The organism is Rossellomorea aquimaris TF-12, from assembly GCF_001648555.1.
GTDB classification, from domain to species: Bacteria; Bacillota; Bacilli; order Bacillales; family Bacillaceae_B; genus Rossellomorea; species Rossellomorea aquimaris.
In genome coordinates, this window is record NZ_LQXM01000028.1 from 222,387 (window position 1) to 241,815 (window position 19,429).

Below are 19,429 nucleotides of genomic sequence, written 5' to 3' on the forward strand. Positions count from 1 at the left end.
CCGTATGCTCCCTGGTATGTTGAACATTCATTACCTGCGAACTCTTTCATAGCAATCTTCTTATTCTTTAAATATATATTTTCTATCGCGTTGTAAAAAGCATATTTTAATAAATTAGTCCAATAAATCGTTCAATTCTTTGACTGATTCATCATAGTTTATTTTCGTTACATCTATTCCTCTGAGCTCTTCTGATAGGATAATCATCTTATTTAATTTTTCTTTATCTATTTTTTCTATCTCTTCAGGATTAATATTTGAGACGAAATCTTGTATATTGTCATATAGTACTAGCAGATTATGCCTTTGATTACCGGGAATCTCCATATTGTTTAAAGTTACATGAGCAATCAAACGAATATTATTGGAATCAAATTGGTCGATTAAGCCTAGTGTATAATCATGAGATCTATCATTGTTTAATAAGCTTTTTAATATCATCTCAAATTGGAGAAGTGAAGTTGAATGATGGTTATTAAATAGTAGAATATTATCTTCTGCAGTTTCTGCAACTGGGTTTGTAGACGTGTTACTACAACCAGCAATGAAAAGAACGAAAGACAAAGCAAATATCCATTTATTAAATAATTTCATTATGATCTCCTCCTATATAAAATACGAACCCTACTTTATTCTATTAAAAAACTTTAGAATTTAGTAGGGTTCATTTTTATATAAACTTCGTTATCATCATATCAATCTGATACAGGTCCATACTTCAGTTAGGTTGGTTCTCGTCTTTCCCTCCTAATTCAAACGGTGAATATACCTCCTTATAATCAACAATCGTCACCATTCCCCTGGCAGCATGATTGTTATCGTGACAATGAAACAACCATTCTCCCATATTATCCGCTTTAAAGTAGATGACGTATTCCTCGCCGGGTTTGACATGAATCAAGTCTTTGACGATGGGCTTTTCAAATTTCTTTCCATTCTTAGAATTCACTTGAAAGCGATGGCCGTGAAGATGCATGGGATGATTCATCCTGCCTTTATTTCGAAGAGTGACTTTGACGATGTCCCCTTCCTTCACCTTAATAGGTGGCGTATCGGGAAAGGTTTGATCGTTAATTTGGAAGGACATGCCTTCACCCATTGACATTCCCATGCTTAGATCCATGTTGTAGGTAACATCTGGTTCAGGTGTTTTTTCGAAAATACGTTTCTCACTTCCATATGAAATTCCTTTTGCAACCCCTGCTTCTTGAGCAAGTGAAGCTTTTTCATAAGGACCTTGGTTTTTCTTTGAAACGACCGGTATGATCATATCTTCTGCGTGTTCCACATTCTGTTCCTGACCGATGAACACCGTTTCCTGGTTGGGCTTCGTGAATTCCACATCCATCCGTTCTCCAGGTGCAATTTCAAGAACATTGGATTCGTGATCGTCAGAGGCCACTTTTTCTGCATCATTTGCAATCACCCTCATAGACCCTTTAGGGAAAACTAAGTGATGCACCTGGTACCCGGCATTAACGAATCTCAAACGTGCCTTTTCCCCGGCTTCCATCGTAAGAGGATCAATGGCACTCCCCGATTTTCCGTTCACGGTAAAGGTATCGTACATTTGTTTCGTATCCGCTTCACCATCTCCGGACATGGCCCCCATCATCATACCTCCCATATTGGACAAATCCTCTCTTTCCTGATTTACTGCCCACTCGTCCAGGATGAACACTTCATCCCTCTCATACTCTTTTTCCTTCTCTTCAATAACGAGTGATCCATATAAACCTTTGTCCACCTGTATTGAGCTTTGTTGATGGGAATGATACCAATAAGTACCTGCATCATTTGCGATAAACTCATAGGTAAAGCTTTCCCCAGGTTGCACGGCATCCTGAGTCAGCCCTGGAATTCCATCCATTTTGTTTGGCAACAGGACTCCGTGCCAGTGGATCGTAACCGGGACATCAAGCTCATTCTTCAGCTTCACCTGTACAAAATCACCTTCTGTGACACGAAGAGATTCTCCAGGGACCGTACCATTATAGGTCCACGCAGTGACTTTTTCTCCCTCACTGATTTGCCACTGTTTTTCCTCTGCAGTTAAAACGAATTTTTTTACATCACGGTCACTCTTTTCTTGTGCACTCACTTCTAAAATACTCGTTTCTCCGTCTTTCGCTCCCTTTGGTAATGTCATTTCTCCGCTTTTATACCAAGGAGATTGAAGAAACACTATGACCCCGATTGCCACTAATATAGCAATGAGGATAGTCCCAATTATTTTTCTATTCATCGCTGTCTCTCCTTATTTTTCAAACCCACTTTCATGTTACCTTTTTTTCTTGCAGAATCTTTGCAAGAAACATATTTTATGAAAACTCCTCAAATATAAGGCTGTATCTTAAATAAGGAATAAACCTAGAATTTCATATGACAAATATCCTTCTATTCGTCGATTTTTCGTTTAAGTCGTTCATATTCTTCTTCCGTAATTTCCCCTTTTGCCAGACGTTCCTTTAATAACCCTAATGAATGATGATTCTTATCTTGAGTTGGATTATTTTCTTTCCCAGAGTTCGTCCTCATCATCCAAAAAAATACGCCCACAATCGCCACAATCAATAGGATAAAAAGAAAGCCAGCTCCAAAGAAGCCACCGCCCATACCTCCACCATTCATCATAGAATCATCTCCTTTATTATTTTCACTTATAATATACCCCTATTAGTATAAAATAAACGATTACTCCTTCAAGAATATTTAACAAATTATGAATTACCTAAAGATCCAAAACAAAAAAATGCCCTGTGACAATTCACAGGACATTTCTGGTTCACCTAATTAAGTTATTTCAATCCTAACCATTCCTTGATCTCTTCTTTATTATTCTCAAATCCAATATAATTCTTTACAAGCTTTTTCTTACCGAACAGTCCTTTCTTGTAAATGGCAAAGGAAGGAACGATTCTGGAACCAGAAACCTCCTTGAGCTCTTTTTCAAATTTTTCATGTTCCCCTACATTCTTATGAACATAGGAGAAATTCTTACCACTCAAGTATTCTTTTGCAGCTTGACAATCTGAACAGGTTGGTCGGGTATAAAGCTCTAATGTTAGGTCGTTACTCATGGTAGCTCAGCTCCTTTCGTAAAGGACTAAATTCCTGAAGGTTTAAAACCTTTTAGGCGAAGTGCGTTCAGCAGTACAGATACGGAACTGAAGCTCATCGCTGCTCCTGCAATCATTGGATTCAATAAGGGGCCTCCGAACAAATACAGGATACCCATGGCAATGGGAATACCAAGGATGTTATAACCAAATGCCCAGAAAAGGTTTTGCTTAATGTTCCGGATGGTGGCTTTACTTAGTTCGACGGCTGTCGGTACGTCCATGAGGTCACTTCTCATCAGGACGATGTCTGCGGACTCCATGGCAACATCTGTACCAGAGCCGATAGCAATCCCGATATCGGCTTGTGCAAGTGCAGGAGCGTCATTAATTCCGTCTCCTACCATCGCTACTTTCCTGCCTTCCTCCTGAAGCTTCTTGACTTCATTTGCTTTGTCTTCCGGCAGTACTTCACTCAGCACGCGGTCTATACCGACTTGCTTCGCGATTGCTTCTGCTGTCCGTTTGTTGTCTCCTGTGATCATCGCCACTTCAAGGCCCATATTGTGAAGCTTTTCAATGGCTTTAAAACTAGTTTCTTTCACTGTATCGGCGACTGCAATGATACCTGCGATTTCTTCTTCAATCGCGATATACATCGGTGTTTTTCCTTCGGCTGCCAATCGGTCCGAGACTTCTGCCAATTCACCGACTTCTACGCCATTTTCATCCATCAACTTGCGGTTTCCAAGCAGTAGATCGTCTCCTTCTACCGTCACTTCAATCCCGTGTCCTGTAATGGCATCAAAAAAGTCAGTCTTCCGAAGAGTGAGTCCTCTCTCCTCTGCCTCCTTGACAATCGCTTCACCAAGGGGATGCTCAGATCCTTTTTCAGCTGAAGCGGCAAGAGTAAGGAGCTCATCTTCTGAAATATCTTTAGACGTCACAATATCCGTCACTACAGGCTTTCCTTCTGTGATGGTACCGGTTTTATCGAACACGATGGTTTCTATTTTATGTGTCGTTTCAAGGGCACCTCCGCTTTTAATCAGTACGCCATTTTCAGCACCTTTACCTGTACCAACCATAATTGCGGTAGGTGTCGCGAGTCCTAATGCACAAGGGCAGGCGATGACTAGAATCGAAATGGCAATCGTAAAAGCAAAGAGGCCTGACTCCCCTGCAATATACCAGGCAAGACCAGATAGGATGGAAAGAACGATGACGATGGGAACAAAATACCCTGAAATGATATCTGCCATTTTGGCGATGGGTGCTTTTGAGCCTTGAGCCTCTTCAACCAGCTTGATGATTTGAGATAATGCCGTATCTTTCCCGACTTTTGTGGCCTCGTATCGGATGGTACCGTTTTTATTGATGCTCGCTCCGATAATATTCGATCCAGGCGTTTTCTCAACGGGGATACTTTCCCCTGTAAGCATCGCTTCATCGACGGATGTTTTTCCTTCTGTTACCACTCCGTCCACAGGGATCTTCTCACCAGGTTTCACGATAATGATATCTCCAACTTCCACTTCTTCAACTGAAATCTCGACTTCTTCTCCATCTCTTACTACTTTAGCTGTTTTAGGTGCCAGCCCCATCAGTTTCTTGATCGCTTCAGACGTTTTCCCTTTCGAAAGGGCCTCGAAATACTTCCCTAATGTAATGAGGGTCAGGATGACAGCTGCCGATTCATAATAGAGATTCTGTGAATAGCCTTCACTACCCGTTATGATCATGATGGTGGCAAACAAACTGTAGAAGAACGCTGCGCCTGTCCCGAGTGCCACCAGTGAATCCATATTAGGGTGGAGTTTGGAAAGCGTCTTAAACCCTACGGTGAAAAATGGTTTTCCCATCGTCATGACAGGAATCGTAAGAACGAGTTGTATCAATGCAAATCCAGTTGGGTTCACCATCGGATCGATGGCTTCCGGTAGCGGCATGCCGAACATATGCCCCATGGAGATCAGGAGTAAGGGTACCGTGAATACCGCTGAAACCCAGAAGCGTTTCCACATGCTCTTGATATGTTGTTCTTTCTTGTCTCTGTCTACGTCCACTGAATCTTCTGAGTCTGTGTCTTCATGTGCTTCATAGCCAGCATCCGAAACCGCATCCTTGATATCAGAAACCGATACAAGAGCGGGATCGTATTGAATAACCATTTTCTCTGTTGCCATGTTGACAGTCGATTCCGTGACGCCATCCAACTTCTTTGTCGCCTTTTCTACAGACTGCACACAAGATGCACACGTCATCCCAGTCACACTGAATGTCCTTTTCTCCATTTCAGTCACCGCTTTATAACCTGCGTCATCCACCGCTTTCTTGATATCTTCAAGTGAAATTTTATTTTCATCAAAGGTAATATTTAATTTTTCCGTTGCAAGGTTTACGCTTGCTTGTTGAACACCGGCCAACTTCTTCGTTGCTTTCTCAACAGCCTGGGAACATGAGGCACAGGTCATTCCTTCGATGCTTACTGTTTTGTCCGTCATTTCCGCCAACCACCTTTTATTATTTCGTTGGTTCTGTTTGGTACCCCGCATCAGACACCGCTTTACTTAAACTGGCTGGAGATTGCTTTGATTCATCATACTTCACCTTTGCCGCTCCATTTTCAAGATCCACTTTTGCTTTTTCCACTCCGTCCAGTTCATTCAAAACCGTTTCTACTTTTTTTACACAATTTCCACATGTCATTCCCGATACGTTTAATAATGTTTTTTCCATTGTATAAACACTCCTTTTAATGTTGGCAGTCCATGCCATGATTTTTTTTGCAGGTACACTGTCCAGGCACGCAATTGCATGGGATGTGATCGACAGCATCCTTTTTCTTGGTTTGTATAGCTTGTTCGAGCAGGGCGAGATCATCATGACTCAGGGTTGCTTCTTCAATCAAGTCGGCGATCGTCTTTCCGACAGCCCGGCTGCATATATGAGCGAATAATCCAGACTTCAGGGTCTTAAGGCTTTCTTCTTCACTGACTCCTGCCCTATAGATGAACCGGTTGCCAATTTTCTCAGTTGTCAGCATTCCTTTTTTGACAAGTCGCCCAATAAAGGTCTTCGTCGTGGCCGGCTTCCACTCTTTCTTTTCCTGAAGGACAGAGCTTATCTCCTTACTGGTCACTTCTTTAAGCGTCCAGACGACTCTCATGACTTCCCACTCAGAATCCGTGATTTCCGGTTTTTCTTCTTTGGGCAAGGTGATCCCCCCTTTTCAGTTTACATTTGTAATCGATTTATATTTATAGTTTACAACTGTAATCGATTTTGGTCAACTGATTTGATTTGGATTTTTTAAAAATGTACTTTTGTCCTTGTCCTATTTTTTTATTCTGTACCACTAGCGATATTCTATAAACTTCGTTACCTTTATAAAAAAAGATAATGAGGAAGTAGATCAAAAAAGAGACGATTCGTAAAAACGCGAATCATCTCTTTATTCTATTTATTCAACTGACGATAATTCGCTCTCAGTGACCCATTTATGATTCTTTACTTCTTCTCCACTTGTGGTTGACGTGTAGTCCACCATATACACAGTCATTTCTTCAGCAGAGTCAATCGTAGCTATTGCTCCCTTCATCCCTTTCAGATGATCGGTATTGAGGAGAACTTCTTCTCCAGGTTTGTACGGCTGATCACGGAAATCTTTAAGCTCTTCATGAATGACCCATTTATGTTCTTCCACTTTGTCTCCACCTGTGGTTGGTGTATAGGTAACGGTATAAACGAAAGTATCATAAGCACTTGTTATCGTTACTTCTGCATTCCTCATCCCTTCCATATGGTTATCCTTAAGGATAGCTTTGCTCCCTATTTCATATGTTGGGATTGATGACTCTTTCAAGCCCTCTGGTACTTCTCCTGAACCAGAATAATTCACGTCACCATGTTCCATTCCGTCCATTTCTTCCTTCATCTCAGCGTCATGTTCACTATCATTCTTACCTTTATTCTCACCTTGATTGTTTGAGCAAGCGCCAAAAATGAGAAACAAAGCGGTCAGAATGAATAGGAACGACTTTCTTCTATGTTTCACCATGGTAGGATCTTCCTTTCAAATAGTATCTAATAAATTTTATCCTGTAAATACGCAGAAAATATGGAGAAAATAACAATGAAGTATGTTATTTTCATGACAAATGCTATCTTTTTAAATGAGAGGTTTTCTTTTGCATACTTTTTTCATACTTTTCCGATAAACTAGAGAAACAAATGTATAAATGAGGTTTTCACTTTGAATAAAATTTCAACTAAATTAGCTGCTTATTTTACGATAGCCGTATTCATCATGGAAGGGTTATTGATGCTCTATCTCCATGATAATATTATCGATTCCAGGATCCAGGAGGAGTTTCAGTCTATATTATCCCGGGGGAACAGTCATCGTGACGTGCTTGAGGATCGTTATTCAAATAACACCTTGCACCATATTGCCCTCATGGAATCCAAAACGGAAACGGAAGTTGTCATTACAGATAAGAACCATCATGTCATTATCAGCTCAAAACAATTAACGAATGGAATGCATGAATTAATCAACGATAAACCCAACTCCTTACCTCGTGAAGGAAGAGTCATCGAAGCAAACTGGAAAGACGTGAATTATTTAGCTACCGTCACATCTTACAAGAATGACAGTAACGAAGGTTATGTGTATATGTTTAAAAGCGCTTCCCCTTTACGAAACTTAATTAGTAAATTAAATGGACATTTTTTACTGGCAGGAATCATGAGCATCATGATATTAGCCGGCATTCATTTTCTCTTATCGAAAATGCTGACCCGCCCATTAATCAAGATGAAGAAGGCTACTGAAGAATTGAGTAAAGGGAACTTTGAGGTTCGCCTCCCTAAACTGGGAAAGGATGAGCTTGGAGATCTATCCACTTCGATTCAAAAATTAGCCAATGATTTAGAAACGATTCAAAATGACCGCACAGAATTTCTAGCCACTATTTCTCACGAGCTCAGAACACCCCTAACGTATGTCCAAGGGTATACAAATGTGGCGCTTCGAGATGATCTATTAGAGGCTGAAAGAAAAGAGTATCTAACGATAATCCAGGAAGAATCTAAAACGATCGTCACATTAATTGAAAATTTATTTGAATTAGCCAAGATGGATGAAAACAATTTCTCTATTCATATGGAAACAATCTATTCAACCACCTTTTTCTTAAAAATCATAAACAAGATCACTCCTGCTTTTAAAAGTCAGGGAATACACCTTGTCTTATCCAGCAAGGATGAATTTTCATTCCATGCCGATCCAATCCGTCTTGAACAAATGATCATGAATCTGTTAGATAACTCTCTAAAATATTCCAAACCTGATTCAACGACTACTGTGATCGTTGAACAAGGGGAATCAGGCAAGATGATCCTTACGATTAACGATGAAGGAATAGGTATTCCCCCTAATGAGCTTTCACAGGTGTTTAACAGATTGTATAGAGTAGAGAAATCACGTTCAAGGGAATTTGGTGGTTCGGGTCTCGGGTTATCCATTGTAAAAGAATTAGTGGAAGCGCATGGTGGGCATATTTCAATTGAAAGTGAACTCGGTAAAGGAACATCTATCAAAATCATTCTTTAATGCTTGGAGGTTTGACGTGTGAATACGATTTTATTAATAGATGATGAAAAGAGGATGTTAAATCTGTTAGAGCTTTATCTTACTCCTCACGGTTATCATTGCGAGAAGAAGAGTAATGGCTATGATGCCATTCAGTATATGAAAAATCATTCGATTGATTTAGTCATTTTAGATATTATGATGCCGGAACTGAATGGTTGGCAGACCTGCGAAAAAATCAGAGCGTTTTCAAATGTCCCCATCATTATGTTAACGGCAAGAGGAGATAAAGATGATATCGTGAAGGGGTTAAACGTTGGAGCAGATGACTATATCACAAAACCGTTTGACGAAGAAGAACTTGTAGCACGCGTAAATGCTCTTTTCAGAAGAAAAGCCAGGTATGATCAACAGGAAGATGATCAACAACTGATCAGGGGAGGATTTACGTTAGATGGACAATCTTACACGTTAAAATATAAAAATGATATTCTGTCTCTGACGTTAAAGGAATATAACATTCTGCATTCATTAATGAAAAAAACAGATCGGGTTTACACACGGGATCAACTTCTTCTAATGGTATGGGATATCAATTCCAAAACCGATATTCGAACCGTTGATTCCCATATAAGAAACCTTAGGGATAAACTTAAAAGAGCTGGATTCCCAATCGAAGACCACTTAAAAACAATATGGGGTATCGGTTACCAATGGAAAATTTAAATAGAAAGCAGGAGAAACGATGAAAAAAGGAAAATTTTTAGCTATTTTAACTTCTTTAGGGATCATAGTTTCAGGATGCTCTCAAGATACAGAGTTCAAATTTAATGCAGTAGAAGATGCAATCATCGACCACATTCACGGAATCGGCTACCCAAACAATAAAGAAGAATTATATATCGCTACTCATGATGGTTTGATGAAATACAAGGATTCTACATGGTACGAAGCGAACAGCCAAAAGCATGACTATATGGGCTTTCAACCCTATAAAGATGGATTTTATTCCAGTGGACATCCCGAAGGAGGATCAGATTTAGAAAATCCTCTAGGATTAGTCAAAAGTACTGATGGGGGCAAGTCATTGGACAAGTTGGCATTCTATGGCGAAACGGACTTCCATTACCTCGGAGTCGGTTACCAATCCAAGGCCATTTATGTAATTAATCAAGAACCTAATTCGAAACTGGAGACTGGACTGTATCACTCTATGGATGAGGGAGAAAGCTTTCAAAAAAGCGACATGAAAGGATTCAATTCTACTTCCATTGGAAATATAGCTGTCCATCCTTCCAATAAAGACATGCTGGCTATTTCCAGTAAGGATGGTGTATTTTTATCGAAGGATAGTGGTAATTCCTTTAAAAAGGTGGAGAATACCACGGTTACAACAAGTATTCATTTAAAGGAAAAGAAGGGACTTATCGCCAGTATAGAAGATGGACAAATACAATTATATGAGTTAAACCTTGAGTCAGAACAGATTCAGCCCTACCCTACTCCAGCTCTATCTCAAGATAATCCAGTTATGTACATTTCATCTAACCCTACAAATTCAGATGAGTGGACAATCGTGACATATGAAAATGATATCTATACTACTACCGATAATGGCGGAACATGGGATGAAATTGTAGATAATGGAAAGATAACAAAATAGGATGTGCAGGCGTAGTATAATATCTTTTCTAAAGTGAGTAATATTCTAAGTTCCCCTTTTTTAATATGGTGGTAAACGTGTTATTTGGAAACAATATGCTATGTAATTACTGAAATTAAAAACAGTGGAGACAATTGATTTGTCTCCACTTGTCTTTGCTTATGCGATTTTTTTACACTCTTCAGCACAGTTGAAGCAAGCATCGGCACATTTTTGACAATGATCATGATCATGTTTCTTACATTCTTCTCCACATGTTTCACAAATCTTCGCACACACTTGAGCCAATTCAGACGCAAACGGTGTTCCTCTTACTAATGATTGTTCTAAGTATGCACAAATGTCCGCACATTCGCGATCTAAGCGGATACACTCTTTCATCATGTTGATATCTTCTTCCTTCAAGCAAGCATCGTAACAGTGATTACAAGCTTCCATACACTCATGTAGTGCTTTAATAGCAGATTGGTACTTTTCATGTGACATCTTACATTCCTCCCTGGTAATTGGTTTTTAAGTTACACCATTACTATATCCAGTTAAAATACCAATAAACGGATAAATAACATTTTTATCAATTTTAAGTAGTTTATTTTTATTTGCATATAATTTGCACATCTTTGGGGTATAAAGGAAGTTTCACGTTTCTCAACTACAGTAAAAAAGGGGGATCACATATGAGTGAGCCCCCTTTTAGAAAATTGCTTTCCTACATGATGAAAATAATCGTCCCTGTTATTAAATAGAGTAAGCACAAGTAAGTAAAAATGGTCTTAAACTTCGAATCCCCTTCCATCTTCATCATCGGAACCTTCACATCCGACTCTTTAAATAATTTATTTAAATAGATCGATAAACCAGCTACAAAAACAAAAACTATATTAAGCCAGAACGTATAATCTATTTTAAATGGATCTTCATTCATCACCTGCTTCGCATGCTCAGGAAGAAGTCCTATGGCTGTAAAACCATAATGCATGCCTAATGCTGTTAAAATAATCGATACGTAAAATACTCCTGCAATGTATAAAGCCGTTTTGAGTCCATAATATTTTTTGTGAACCGCTATAATAGGCGGAACCACCAAATCAGAATAAATAAATGCCATGATCCCTGCGAATGCCACTCCACTTGACGCAAGTATCGTGGATATTGGAATATTCCCCATGGAACCAATAAAGGTCAGCATTGCAACCAGTGGACCTATTAGTGCATTTTCTAATACCTTTAAGAATGAGTCAGGCTGATCTGCCAGGAAAAAGCTTTTCCATGTGTCTTCAGATATAAAGGTTGCCATCATCCCGGCAATGGTGAACCCGATCGTAATTTCCTTCCACACCATCTTCCAGTTCATGACGAATTCATGGCCTACTTGTAGCCATCCTTCTTTAGACTTTATTTTTTCTTTCCAATTAAATTCTTCGTTTTCTTCATCCCCATCATCTACATGTTCCCTGGCTTCTTCTACTAATTTTTTGGGGAAAGTGAGTTTTACTAATACCCATGTAATCAATATGAGTGCGATGCCACCAATCATTTCAGCCACAACAAACTGCCATCCGAGAAAGATGTAAATGAGAATCCCTAACTCAATGACTAAGTTGGTAGACGCAAATAAAAAGGCGAGGGTGGGAATGAAATGTGCTCCTTTCTTAAATAAATTCCTCCCAGCAGCCAGGGCCGCAAAGGAACAAGAGGAGCTAATTGCACCAAAAAGTGAGGATAAACCTACTGATTTCAAGCTGGGATTCCCCATGTACTTCACCATCTTATCCTTTTGGACAAACGCTTGAATCATGGAGCTAATTAAGTAGCCCAATACAAATGCCCAACCTGATTTCCAAAAATACCCCAGGGAGGTTTTAGCTGATTCCCCGATTAAATCTAACAAAAAATCATCTCCTTATCTTAGGCTTTGAAAAGAACATAAAAAGAAGTAGTCTATTAACACCCTCCTTTTATGTAAGAGTTAATACAGTACCCATTAAATGTGCAGAAAGAATGCAATAAAAAAAATAAAGGAATTTCCTCTAGATACAGTAAATAAAATTGCCACTTTAAATCCTAACATTTTATATATTTTCTCATTATGATTTGTAAAAAAAGCTACATCATAAATCAGCACATTGATAATCTACTTGTTCGATCAATCTAATGGGCCATATGGTGGAGATGGATTATAGCAGTAGCTTTGACTTTTTTATGCAGAAATATAAATTTATATATTTGCAAACTTTTTGCAAATACTAAGGATATATGTAAAAAGACTACATTAATAAAGGAGTGTATTTTATGAAGGCATATATGAAATTTGGTGGTATGATTCTCACCTCCACCATTGTCATGTTTCTATTTACGTACTGGAATACATATAAGTTCGATCACATATTCTTCAGTGAAACGAGAGCGTATATGGCCGTGTTAATGGGTGCAACAATGGCTATCATTATGTTGCTTTTTATGCAAAACATGCTAAAAAACCGCAAACTGAATATTGGTATTATTGTAGGCAGTATTGTGGTATTCTTCTTATCTCTTTACTTGTTACGCAGTCAGACGCTAGTGGATGATGTTGATTATATGGAAGCCATGATTCCCCACCATTCCATAGCCATCTTAACCAGTGAGCGTGCTCAAATAACCGATCCGAGAGTTCGTGATTTAGCAGATGGAATCATAAAAGCCCAAAAGAAAGAGATAGCAGAAATGAAGAAATTAATTAAAGACCTAGAGGATGAAGAGTAGAAACCTTAAAGATTCGAAGAAATAATCTGTTTGAAATAATGATTAACTATCATAAAAAATAAATATAAACGGGCAGGTTGAAAGGCTGGTCATTTTAGGGATACTTTTATGTCAAAAGCCCAATTCACCTGGTAATTTAATTTACTTACAGAATTTTTTGCTTACAGACAGCTTGTAGTCAAACCACGTGTTTTTCTACAAGCCTTTTAATGAAAAAGACTTCATTCCGAAAATATTCATTTTATTAAACTGCCTATACTCTTTTGCCGTTGATAATTGAAATAACAAAACCAACATAAAGAATAATAGTAAACTGACGCTTAGCCGAAACAACCGGCATAAAAATCTCCCTGCCTTTATTAATTGAACATCAGGACGCTATTATATTACTTAAAAATCATCCATTTTCTCCCCACTTATTATTTCGAATAAAATGGAAGATTCTTCTTTTGTAAGCTGAGTATATTCACCGCCTTGTGTACTAATCTGCAATATATCTTTTTTTGAATGATTCCAAACACTATATATCACTGTCTTTGATTCTATATCTGGATTTTCAAACTGAAAGGAAAATTGATAATCAGCTGGACGAAAAAAATCCACTTGTGCACTTTTCCAATTTGTTTCCTTTAATATTCTTTTTACTTCTTTGACATGTTTATTATTTGTGATTTTTTTAGAGTCTTCATATTTATTTTCTTTTTCAATACGCTTTTGAACGATTATATTCTGCTTTTCATATTCTGATCCCATTGAGCAACCAGTAACTAAAAATAAAGCTAATGTAATTAAAACAGAGATTAACCTTTTGAAATTCATTTTCTCCCACCTTTTTTAAATAACTTATCCATTTTTTTCTTCTAAATATTTTTTATATGCAACGGCATTTTTCATATGGTTTTGGTGTGGCGGCTCTTCTGTTTTTTCCTCTTCAGGTAATACAGCTAATCCTTTGTGGATTTCGCTTAGTAAATACAATCCACGGAATATACTTCCTACAACTATTCCGAAAGCTATAAGACCACCAACAACCGGTCCCATCATCAATAATGCAAATCCTAAAATTGCACTTAATATCATCGATAGAAACAAATACATCCTTACCAACTCTCCGTTCCAGGCAAACCATAGTATAATTTCAATGAACCTGCCTTTTTAATTTATTACCACTCAACTTACTCAAGAAAAAGCTAACCACTTTAAGGATAAGCCTTGATTAAATAGAAAATTCCATTTAAAAAATATTAAGAAAATCACCTAATGATGAAGCAATGATAATAAACAGTAAAGCAAGTATAGATACGATGTATTCTTTATCAGTCCTTTTATATCTCCACTCCATAAAGGCGTCAAATCCTATTAAAAGAATGAAAAGAAGGGTTAACATAAAGTGAAAAGAAGTAAAAACAACAATTATGGAAATTGCAATCCAAAGTATTTTCTTACCCCAGACGTGAAAAGAATTAATCCCCTTAAAATTCGTTTTATCCCTTTTACTTATTTTGAATATTTTTCTTACTAGATTCTCAGCAATATAGAACACGATAAACAGCGATATCATAAACAGTAAAAAATCAACCAAACTATAGCCACCTCGCTTCATTCCTTACCAATCTCTTCCTTCACCTGGTATTGTGAATAACCACCACATATAACTTAATACTTTAAAAGTAATTGGTGTGAAAGATCCTATTTAAAGTGTCCTTTAACAACATGACATCCTATTGCTTGTTATGTTCTTTATCTAAGAGAAGTAAGTCTAGCTTTTCTTCACTGAGGCAGATTGTATAAAGTATTTTCCTAATTATTTCAAATTTTTCCATTTAGAGCAATAGAGATGTTCAATTTAATGAACTTTTATCTAAATAGCGATTGTTGTTTTAGAAATAATAAAAGCCATGCACCTGCAATCAAGCAGGTGCATGGCTTTTATTATTAGCAAGGTAAATAGATGGTTCAAGTCACACATAAATAAAAAACCACCAAACTATGTATTTGGTGGAGACGGTGGGAATCGAACCCACGTCCAGAAACATCGCCACTTAAGCGTCTACGAGCGTAGTCGATATATTCGCAAGTTCGCTACAGCTTCTGCCTATCGACGGGCGTCCGTGCAGCTAGTCTGATTGGTCTCTTCCTTTGTCCTCAGACGGTGGACTCCGGCGTAGCCTACTAAGAGTGAGTCCCTTACCCTACCACATAGGCGATGGAGGGAGGAACAGCTAAAGCGCTATTATGCAGCTAAAGCTAAGTTGTTGTTAGTTTTGCCAGTTATTATTGGCTTTGACGTTTTATCGTAGACGATCCCTACGGCTCGCAACCTAAGCTCGAACTATCCCTGTCGAATCCGTAACGTCCCCATGATAAAAAGGGAAGAACGGGAAAGAATAAGTTCAGCGTGTAAGTCACTTATTCAATTGTTCTTACAGCCGCCAAATTTCCTGGCGACATCTATTAGTATAACAAATCCACAGGAAATTGCAATTGTAAGATTCCGGTAATCAGTACAGTTACATGCCTTTTTGTCTTTGAGCCAGTTCCCGTTGAATTGAACGATTCGCTTCTTTACGCTTTAAATCCTCGCGTTTATCATATTTCTTTTTTCCTCGTGCCAGACCAATTAAAAGCTTCGCTACACCATTCTTAATATATAGCTTTAAAGGAACGATAGAATAACCGGCTTCCTTTGACTCTCCGATCAATTTGTTGATTTGTTGACGATGAAGCAATAATTTTCGAGTACGAAGTGGTTCATGGTTATAACGATTTCCTTGCTCGTATGGACTAATATGCATATTGTGTACAAAAATTTCTCCATTATGAATGCGAGCAAATGAATCTTTCAAGTTCACACGTCCTCCACGGATCGCTTTAATTTCAGTACCTTGAAGAACTAATCCTGCTTCAAACGTCTCCTCCACAGAATAGTCATGACGTGCTTTTTTATTTTGGGCAATAAGCTTGCCGTCTCCCTTTGGCATAAGAATCCCTCTCATTTCTCTTTCTTACATTTACTTATTATTATCGCATATTTACATGAATAATTGTAATCAGAAGAGTGTCCAGTCTCGATCTGCTCTTTCTTATAACCTATGCGATTAATATAGAAAAGGAGCAAGGGGCATCCCTCTTGCTCCTACTCATTACTTCTTCTTTTTACGTTTACTGCGAGGTGCATTTTCAAAATGCTTTTTATTTTGCTTTTTCTTCTTATTATCCCTTGGTGGTCGTGTGGACCATTCCCCATCTTCTTTTTTACGAGAAGATGACTTGTCGCCACGGACACGGTCTGCTTTCCCTTTGTCCGATCTTATGGGGCGACCAGCAGCTGCTTCTCGATCCCGACGATTGTTTTTCATTCCTACGATTTCAAAGTCGATGGCACGCTCGTCTTTGTTGACACTGACAACTCTTATTGTAATTTCATCACCGATTCTAAAGACATTTGCCGTTCTTTCCCCAATCATGGCAAGATGACGTTCATCAAATCGATAGTAGTCGTCTGTCATATAGCTAACATGAACAAGACCTTCAATCGTATTAGGCAGCTCGACGAATAGACCGAAGTTGGTAACGGAACTAATGATTCCATCGTATTCTTCTCCAACCTTGTCTTCCATGTATTCTGCTTTCTTTAGTTCATCTGTTTCACGCTCAGCATCCACAGCACGACGCTCGCGGCTTGATGTATGCTCAGCGATATGTCCCATTTGTGCATCCCATTTTTCTCTAGTTGATTGATCTAGTTTTCCTTCAATCAGATAGGTTCTGATTAGACGGTGAACGATGAGATCCGGATAACGACGGATTGGTGACGTAAAGTGAGTATAGAACTCTGTTGCCAGCCCAAAGTGACCTAAGCTTTCAGGGTCATATTTTGCTTGCTGCATGGAGCGAAGCATCATCGTAGAAACGACCATTTCTTCTGATTTCCCTTGTACATCTTCAATAATTTCTTGAAGGGCACGTGGGTGGACAGAATTGGCTGTTCCTTTAACGATTAAGCCGAAGTTTGTAATAAACTCGAAAAAGCGATGCAGCTTTTCTTCTTTCGGGTCTTCATGTATACGATAGATGAAAGGTACGTCCATCCAATGGAAGTGTTCAGCAACCGTTTCATTGGCTACCAGCATAAACTCCTCAATGAGCTTTTCAGCTACGGAACGCTCACGAAGCACCACATCAGTCGGAGTCCCCTCTTCATCTACAAGAACCTTCGCTTCCTTAAAATCAAAGTCGATGGCTCCACGTTTCATTCGCTTCGTGCGAAGAACCTGTGCCAAGTCTTCCATTTCTTCAAACATCGGGACAAGTGGCTTATATTTTTCACGAAGCTCTTCATCTTTGTCCACAAGAATCTTATTTACGTCAGAATAAGTCATTCGTTCTGTTGTCTTAATGACGCTTTGGAAAATTTCGTGCTTTACGACATCGCCTTCTGGTGTGATCTCCATGTCACAAGAAAGAGTTAATCGATTTACCTTCGGATTTAGAGAACAGATTCCATTGGATAGTCGATGAGGAATCATCGGAATAACCCGGTCGACTAAATACACACTGGTTCCTCTATCAAAGGCTTCTTGATCAATAGGTGAGCTTTCACCTACATAGTAGGTTACGTCAGCAATATGTACTCCAAGCTTGTAGTTTCCATTGTCAAGCTTCGTAACCGTGACGGCGTCATCTAAGTCCTTAGCATCTGCCCCATCAATGGTAACAATGGTTTGATCACGAAGGTCTCTTCTATTTGTCAATTCTGATTCATCGATTTCATTTGGTACATTATTTGCTTGTTCCATTACCTCTTCAGGAAATTCCACTGTAATTCCGTGCTTATGGATGACGGAAAGAATATCGACTCCAGGATCATTTTTATGACCGAGAATTTCAATGACTTCTCCTTCAGCACTCTTTCGTCCTTCTGGATAAGCTGTTAGTTTTACTACAACTTTATGTCCTTCAATGGCACCCATTTGAGCGGACTTTGGAATGAAGATGTCACTAGCAAACTTTTTATCATCAGGAATCACAAATCCGAAATGCTTACTTTCTGTGTAAGTACCAACCATTTGATCGACACCACGCTCAACGATTCGGACAACGGTTCCTTCTCTTCTTGAACCAGAGGATGAAGCAGAAACCCTTACTAACACAATATCCCCATGCATAGCATTATTGGTTTCATTAGGAGGGATGAAGATATCGTCTAAACCTGATTCCTCAGGTATGACAAATGCAAAGCCTTTGGCATGCGCAGATACCTTCCCTCTTACTAGATTCATTTTTTCCGGCAGCCCGTATCGATTGCTTCGAGTACGAACTACTAGCCCCTTCTCTTCCATCACAACAAGAGCCTTCACGAAATCTTTGAAGTTTGTAGATCCTTCGATTCCAAATGCCTCTTCCAGCTCTTGAACCGTTAATGGTTTATAGGCTTCTTCCTTCATGTAAGAAAGGAGTTTATCTACATGCTCTTTAATATTTTCGTCCATGACAATCCCTCCTGATCATCGAATTCATCAAACAGTCCAATCTAAATTCTCTAAAAATTGATAGATATCCTCATGAAGCTGTTCTTTTTCTTTATCTAGTGTAATCACATGACCTGATTCTTCATACCATTTTATATCTTTCTGATCGGATTCAACGTTGTTATAGATAATATTGGCTGAATCCGTATTAATCATGTGGTCATGTCTCGCCTGAACAACAAATGTTGGCGAGTAGATCATATCAACATTCTTACGCACATCTGCAATTAAATTTTGCAATGAGGTTAATGTATTCATAGGTGTCTTCTTAAACTCTTCTATTTCTTGTTGGATTTGGTCTTCTGGTTTTCCTTCAAATTTCTTGAATTCTCTGGCGTAATCCACAACACCCTGATACATGACTTCTTCGCTTTTTATATACATTGGTGCACACATTGGTACAATACCCTTTACAGGTACAGTGTAACCTAATTTAAGAGAAAATACCCCACCTAGCGAAAGGCCTGCAACGGCGATTTCTTCGTACCCTTTATTTTTTAAAAGCTCGTAACCGTCCATCACATCTTTCCACCAATCCTCAGGGCCTGTATGAACCAATTCTTCCGGTGGAACACCATGTCCTTTATAGTGGGGAGCGTGAGATGAGTAGCCTTTCTTCTCTAAGAAGCGGCCAAGCATACGAACATCAGCAGAGTTGCCAGTAAAGCCGTGCAGCAGCAATACAGCTCGAGGTCCTGCTTCAAAGGTAAATGGTTTAGGTAATACGGTTTTCATGATCTGTAACTCCTTTTATGTCATTTTAAACAAACGTTTGATTAACTCTTGAAAATCCCTCTAAATCAAGCTTAAATTACTTAAACACTTGTTCAAAAAT

At 38.7% G+C, this 19,429-nt stretch carries 20 protein-coding genes and 1 other RNA gene; 4 read left to right on the top strand and 17 right to left on the bottom strand.

The features are described from left to right. Positions 1–114: 114 nt before the first annotated feature. The 8 genes from IQI_RS12525 to IQI_RS12560 form a co-directional block, all read right to left on the bottom strand. Positions 115–594 carry a hypothetical protein gene (locus tag IQI_RS12525; protein ID WP_064092986.1) on the bottom strand — a complete coding sequence of 160 codons (480 nt, stop codon included), beginning with the start codon at positions 592–594 and terminating at the stop codon, positions 115–117. A gap of 124 nt (positions 595–718) precedes the next feature. Further along, positions 719–2,245, bottom strand: coding sequence for a multicopper oxidase family protein (locus IQI_RS12530; RefSeq protein WP_064092987.1), 1,527 nt, complete (start codon positions 2,243–2,245; stop codon positions 719–721). Positions 2,246–2,397: 152 nt separating this feature from the next. Further along, complete coding sequence (locus IQI_RS12535; RefSeq protein ID WP_082892692.1) at positions 2,398–2,634, bottom strand: SHOCT domain-containing protein; 237 nt, start codon at positions 2,632–2,634, stop codon at positions 2,398–2,400. A 164-nt stretch (positions 2,635–2,798) separates the two neighbouring features. Continuing rightward, a complete protein-coding gene (locus tag IQI_RS12540) occupies positions 2,799–3,080 on the bottom strand; it encodes a glutaredoxin family protein (protein ID WP_064092988.1) in 282 nt (93 codons plus the stop codon). 26 nt (positions 3,081–3,106) lie between these two features. Next, a complete protein-coding gene (locus IQI_RS12545) occupies positions 3,107–5,563 on the bottom strand; it encodes a heavy metal translocating P-type ATPase (RefSeq protein WP_064092989.1) in 2,457 nt (818 codons plus the stop codon). A gap of 19 nt (positions 5,564–5,582) precedes the next feature. Continuing rightward, on the bottom strand, positions 5,583–5,798 hold the full coding sequence (locus IQI_RS12550) for a heavy-metal-associated domain-containing protein (RefSeq protein WP_064092990.1): 216 nt from the start codon (positions 5,796–5,798) through the stop codon (positions 5,583–5,585). A 16-nt stretch (positions 5,799–5,814) separates the two neighbouring features. Further along, entirely contained in the window at positions 5,815–6,276 is a 462-nt protein-coding gene (locus IQI_RS12555) for a CopY/TcrY family copper transport repressor (RefSeq protein WP_156509898.1), read from the bottom strand. Between the two features lie 246 nt (positions 6,277–6,522). Further along, positions 6,523–7,119 (bottom strand): YdhK family protein, encoded by a 597-nt coding sequence (locus IQI_RS12560; RefSeq protein ID WP_082892693.1) that lies wholly within the window; start codon positions 7,117–7,119, stop codon positions 6,523–6,525. A gap of 195 nt (positions 7,120–7,314) precedes the next feature. On the opposite strand from IQI_RS12560, the gene IQI_RS12565 reads away from it, so the two are divergent. From IQI_RS12565 to IQI_RS12575, 3 genes are read left to right on the top strand one after another with little or no spacing between them, the layout of a single operon-like run. Next, complete coding sequence (locus IQI_RS12565; protein WP_064092991.1) at positions 7,315–8,676, top strand: sensor histidine kinase; 1,362 nt, start codon at positions 7,315–7,317, stop codon at positions 8,674–8,676. Between the two features lie 18 nt (positions 8,677–8,694). Continuing rightward, on the top strand, positions 8,695–9,381 hold the full coding sequence (locus IQI_RS12570; RefSeq protein WP_064092992.1) for a response regulator transcription factor: 687 nt from the start codon (positions 8,695–8,697) through the stop codon (positions 9,379–9,381). A 19-nt stretch (positions 9,382–9,400) separates the two neighbouring features. After that, complete coding sequence (locus IQI_RS12575) at positions 9,401–10,318, top strand: F510_1955 family glycosylhydrolase (RefSeq protein ID WP_064092993.1); 918 nt, start codon at positions 9,401–9,403, stop codon at positions 10,316–10,318. Positions 10,319–10,477: 159 nt separating this feature from the next. On the opposite strand, the gene IQI_RS12580 is transcribed toward IQI_RS12575, so the two are convergent. Both IQI_RS12580 and IQI_RS12585 read right to left on the bottom strand, forming a co-directional pair. Further along, entirely contained in the window at positions 10,478–10,804 is a 327-nt protein-coding gene (locus IQI_RS12580; RefSeq protein WP_064092994.1) for a four-helix bundle copper-binding protein, read from the bottom strand. Between the two features lie 223 nt (positions 10,805–11,027). Next, entirely contained in the window at positions 11,028–12,209 is a 1,182-nt protein-coding gene (locus IQI_RS12585; protein ID WP_064092995.1) for a permease, read from the bottom strand. A gap of 401 nt (positions 12,210–12,610) precedes the next feature. Here IQI_RS12585 and IQI_RS12590 point away from each other — a divergent pair, with 401 nt between their 5' ends. Next, entirely contained in the window at positions 12,611–13,063 is a 453-nt protein-coding gene (locus tag IQI_RS12590; RefSeq protein ID WP_064092996.1) for a DUF305 domain-containing protein, read from the top strand. Between the two features lie 390 nt (positions 13,064–13,453). On the opposite strand, the gene IQI_RS12595 is transcribed toward IQI_RS12590, so the two are convergent. The 7 genes from IQI_RS12595 to IQI_RS12625 all read right to left on the bottom strand — a co-directional run bounded on the left by IQI_RS12595 (position 13,454) and on the right by IQI_RS12625 (position 19,329). Continuing rightward, on the bottom strand, positions 13,454–13,882 hold the full coding sequence (locus tag IQI_RS12595) for a hypothetical protein (protein ID WP_064092997.1): 429 nt from the start codon (positions 13,880–13,882) through the stop codon (positions 13,454–13,456). A 24-nt stretch (positions 13,883–13,906) separates the two neighbouring features. Then, the gene (locus IQI_RS12600) at positions 13,907–14,161 is read right to left on the bottom strand and encodes a hypothetical protein (RefSeq protein ID WP_064092998.1); all 255 of its coding nucleotides are present in this window, start codon (positions 14,159–14,161) and stop codon (positions 13,907–13,909) included. A 136-nt stretch (positions 14,162–14,297) separates the two neighbouring features. Next, positions 14,298–14,666 carry a DUF4181 domain-containing protein gene (locus tag IQI_RS21330; protein ID WP_082892694.1) on the bottom strand — a complete coding sequence of 123 codons (369 nt, stop codon included), beginning with the start codon at positions 14,664–14,666 and terminating at the stop codon, positions 14,298–14,300. Between the two features lie 393 nt (positions 14,667–15,059). Next, positions 15,060–15,423: a transfer-messenger RNA gene (gene ssrA, locus IQI_RS12610) on the bottom strand. Between the two features lie 150 nt (positions 15,424–15,573). Further along, positions 15,574–16,044, bottom strand: coding sequence for an SsrA-binding protein SmpB (smpB, locus tag IQI_RS12615; protein ID WP_064093000.1), 471 nt, complete (start codon positions 16,042–16,044; stop codon positions 15,574–15,576). A gap of 162 nt (positions 16,045–16,206) precedes the next feature. Beyond that, positions 16,207–18,555 (bottom strand): ribonuclease R, encoded by a 2,349-nt coding sequence (rnr, locus tag IQI_RS12620; protein WP_064093001.1) that lies wholly within the window; start codon positions 18,553–18,555, stop codon positions 16,207–16,209. A 27-nt stretch (positions 18,556–18,582) separates the two neighbouring features. Then, the gene (locus tag IQI_RS12625; protein WP_064093002.1) at positions 18,583–19,329 is read right to left on the bottom strand and encodes an alpha/beta hydrolase; all 747 of its coding nucleotides are present in this window, start codon (positions 19,327–19,329) and stop codon (positions 18,583–18,585) included. Positions 19,330–19,429 lie beyond the last annotated feature (100 nt).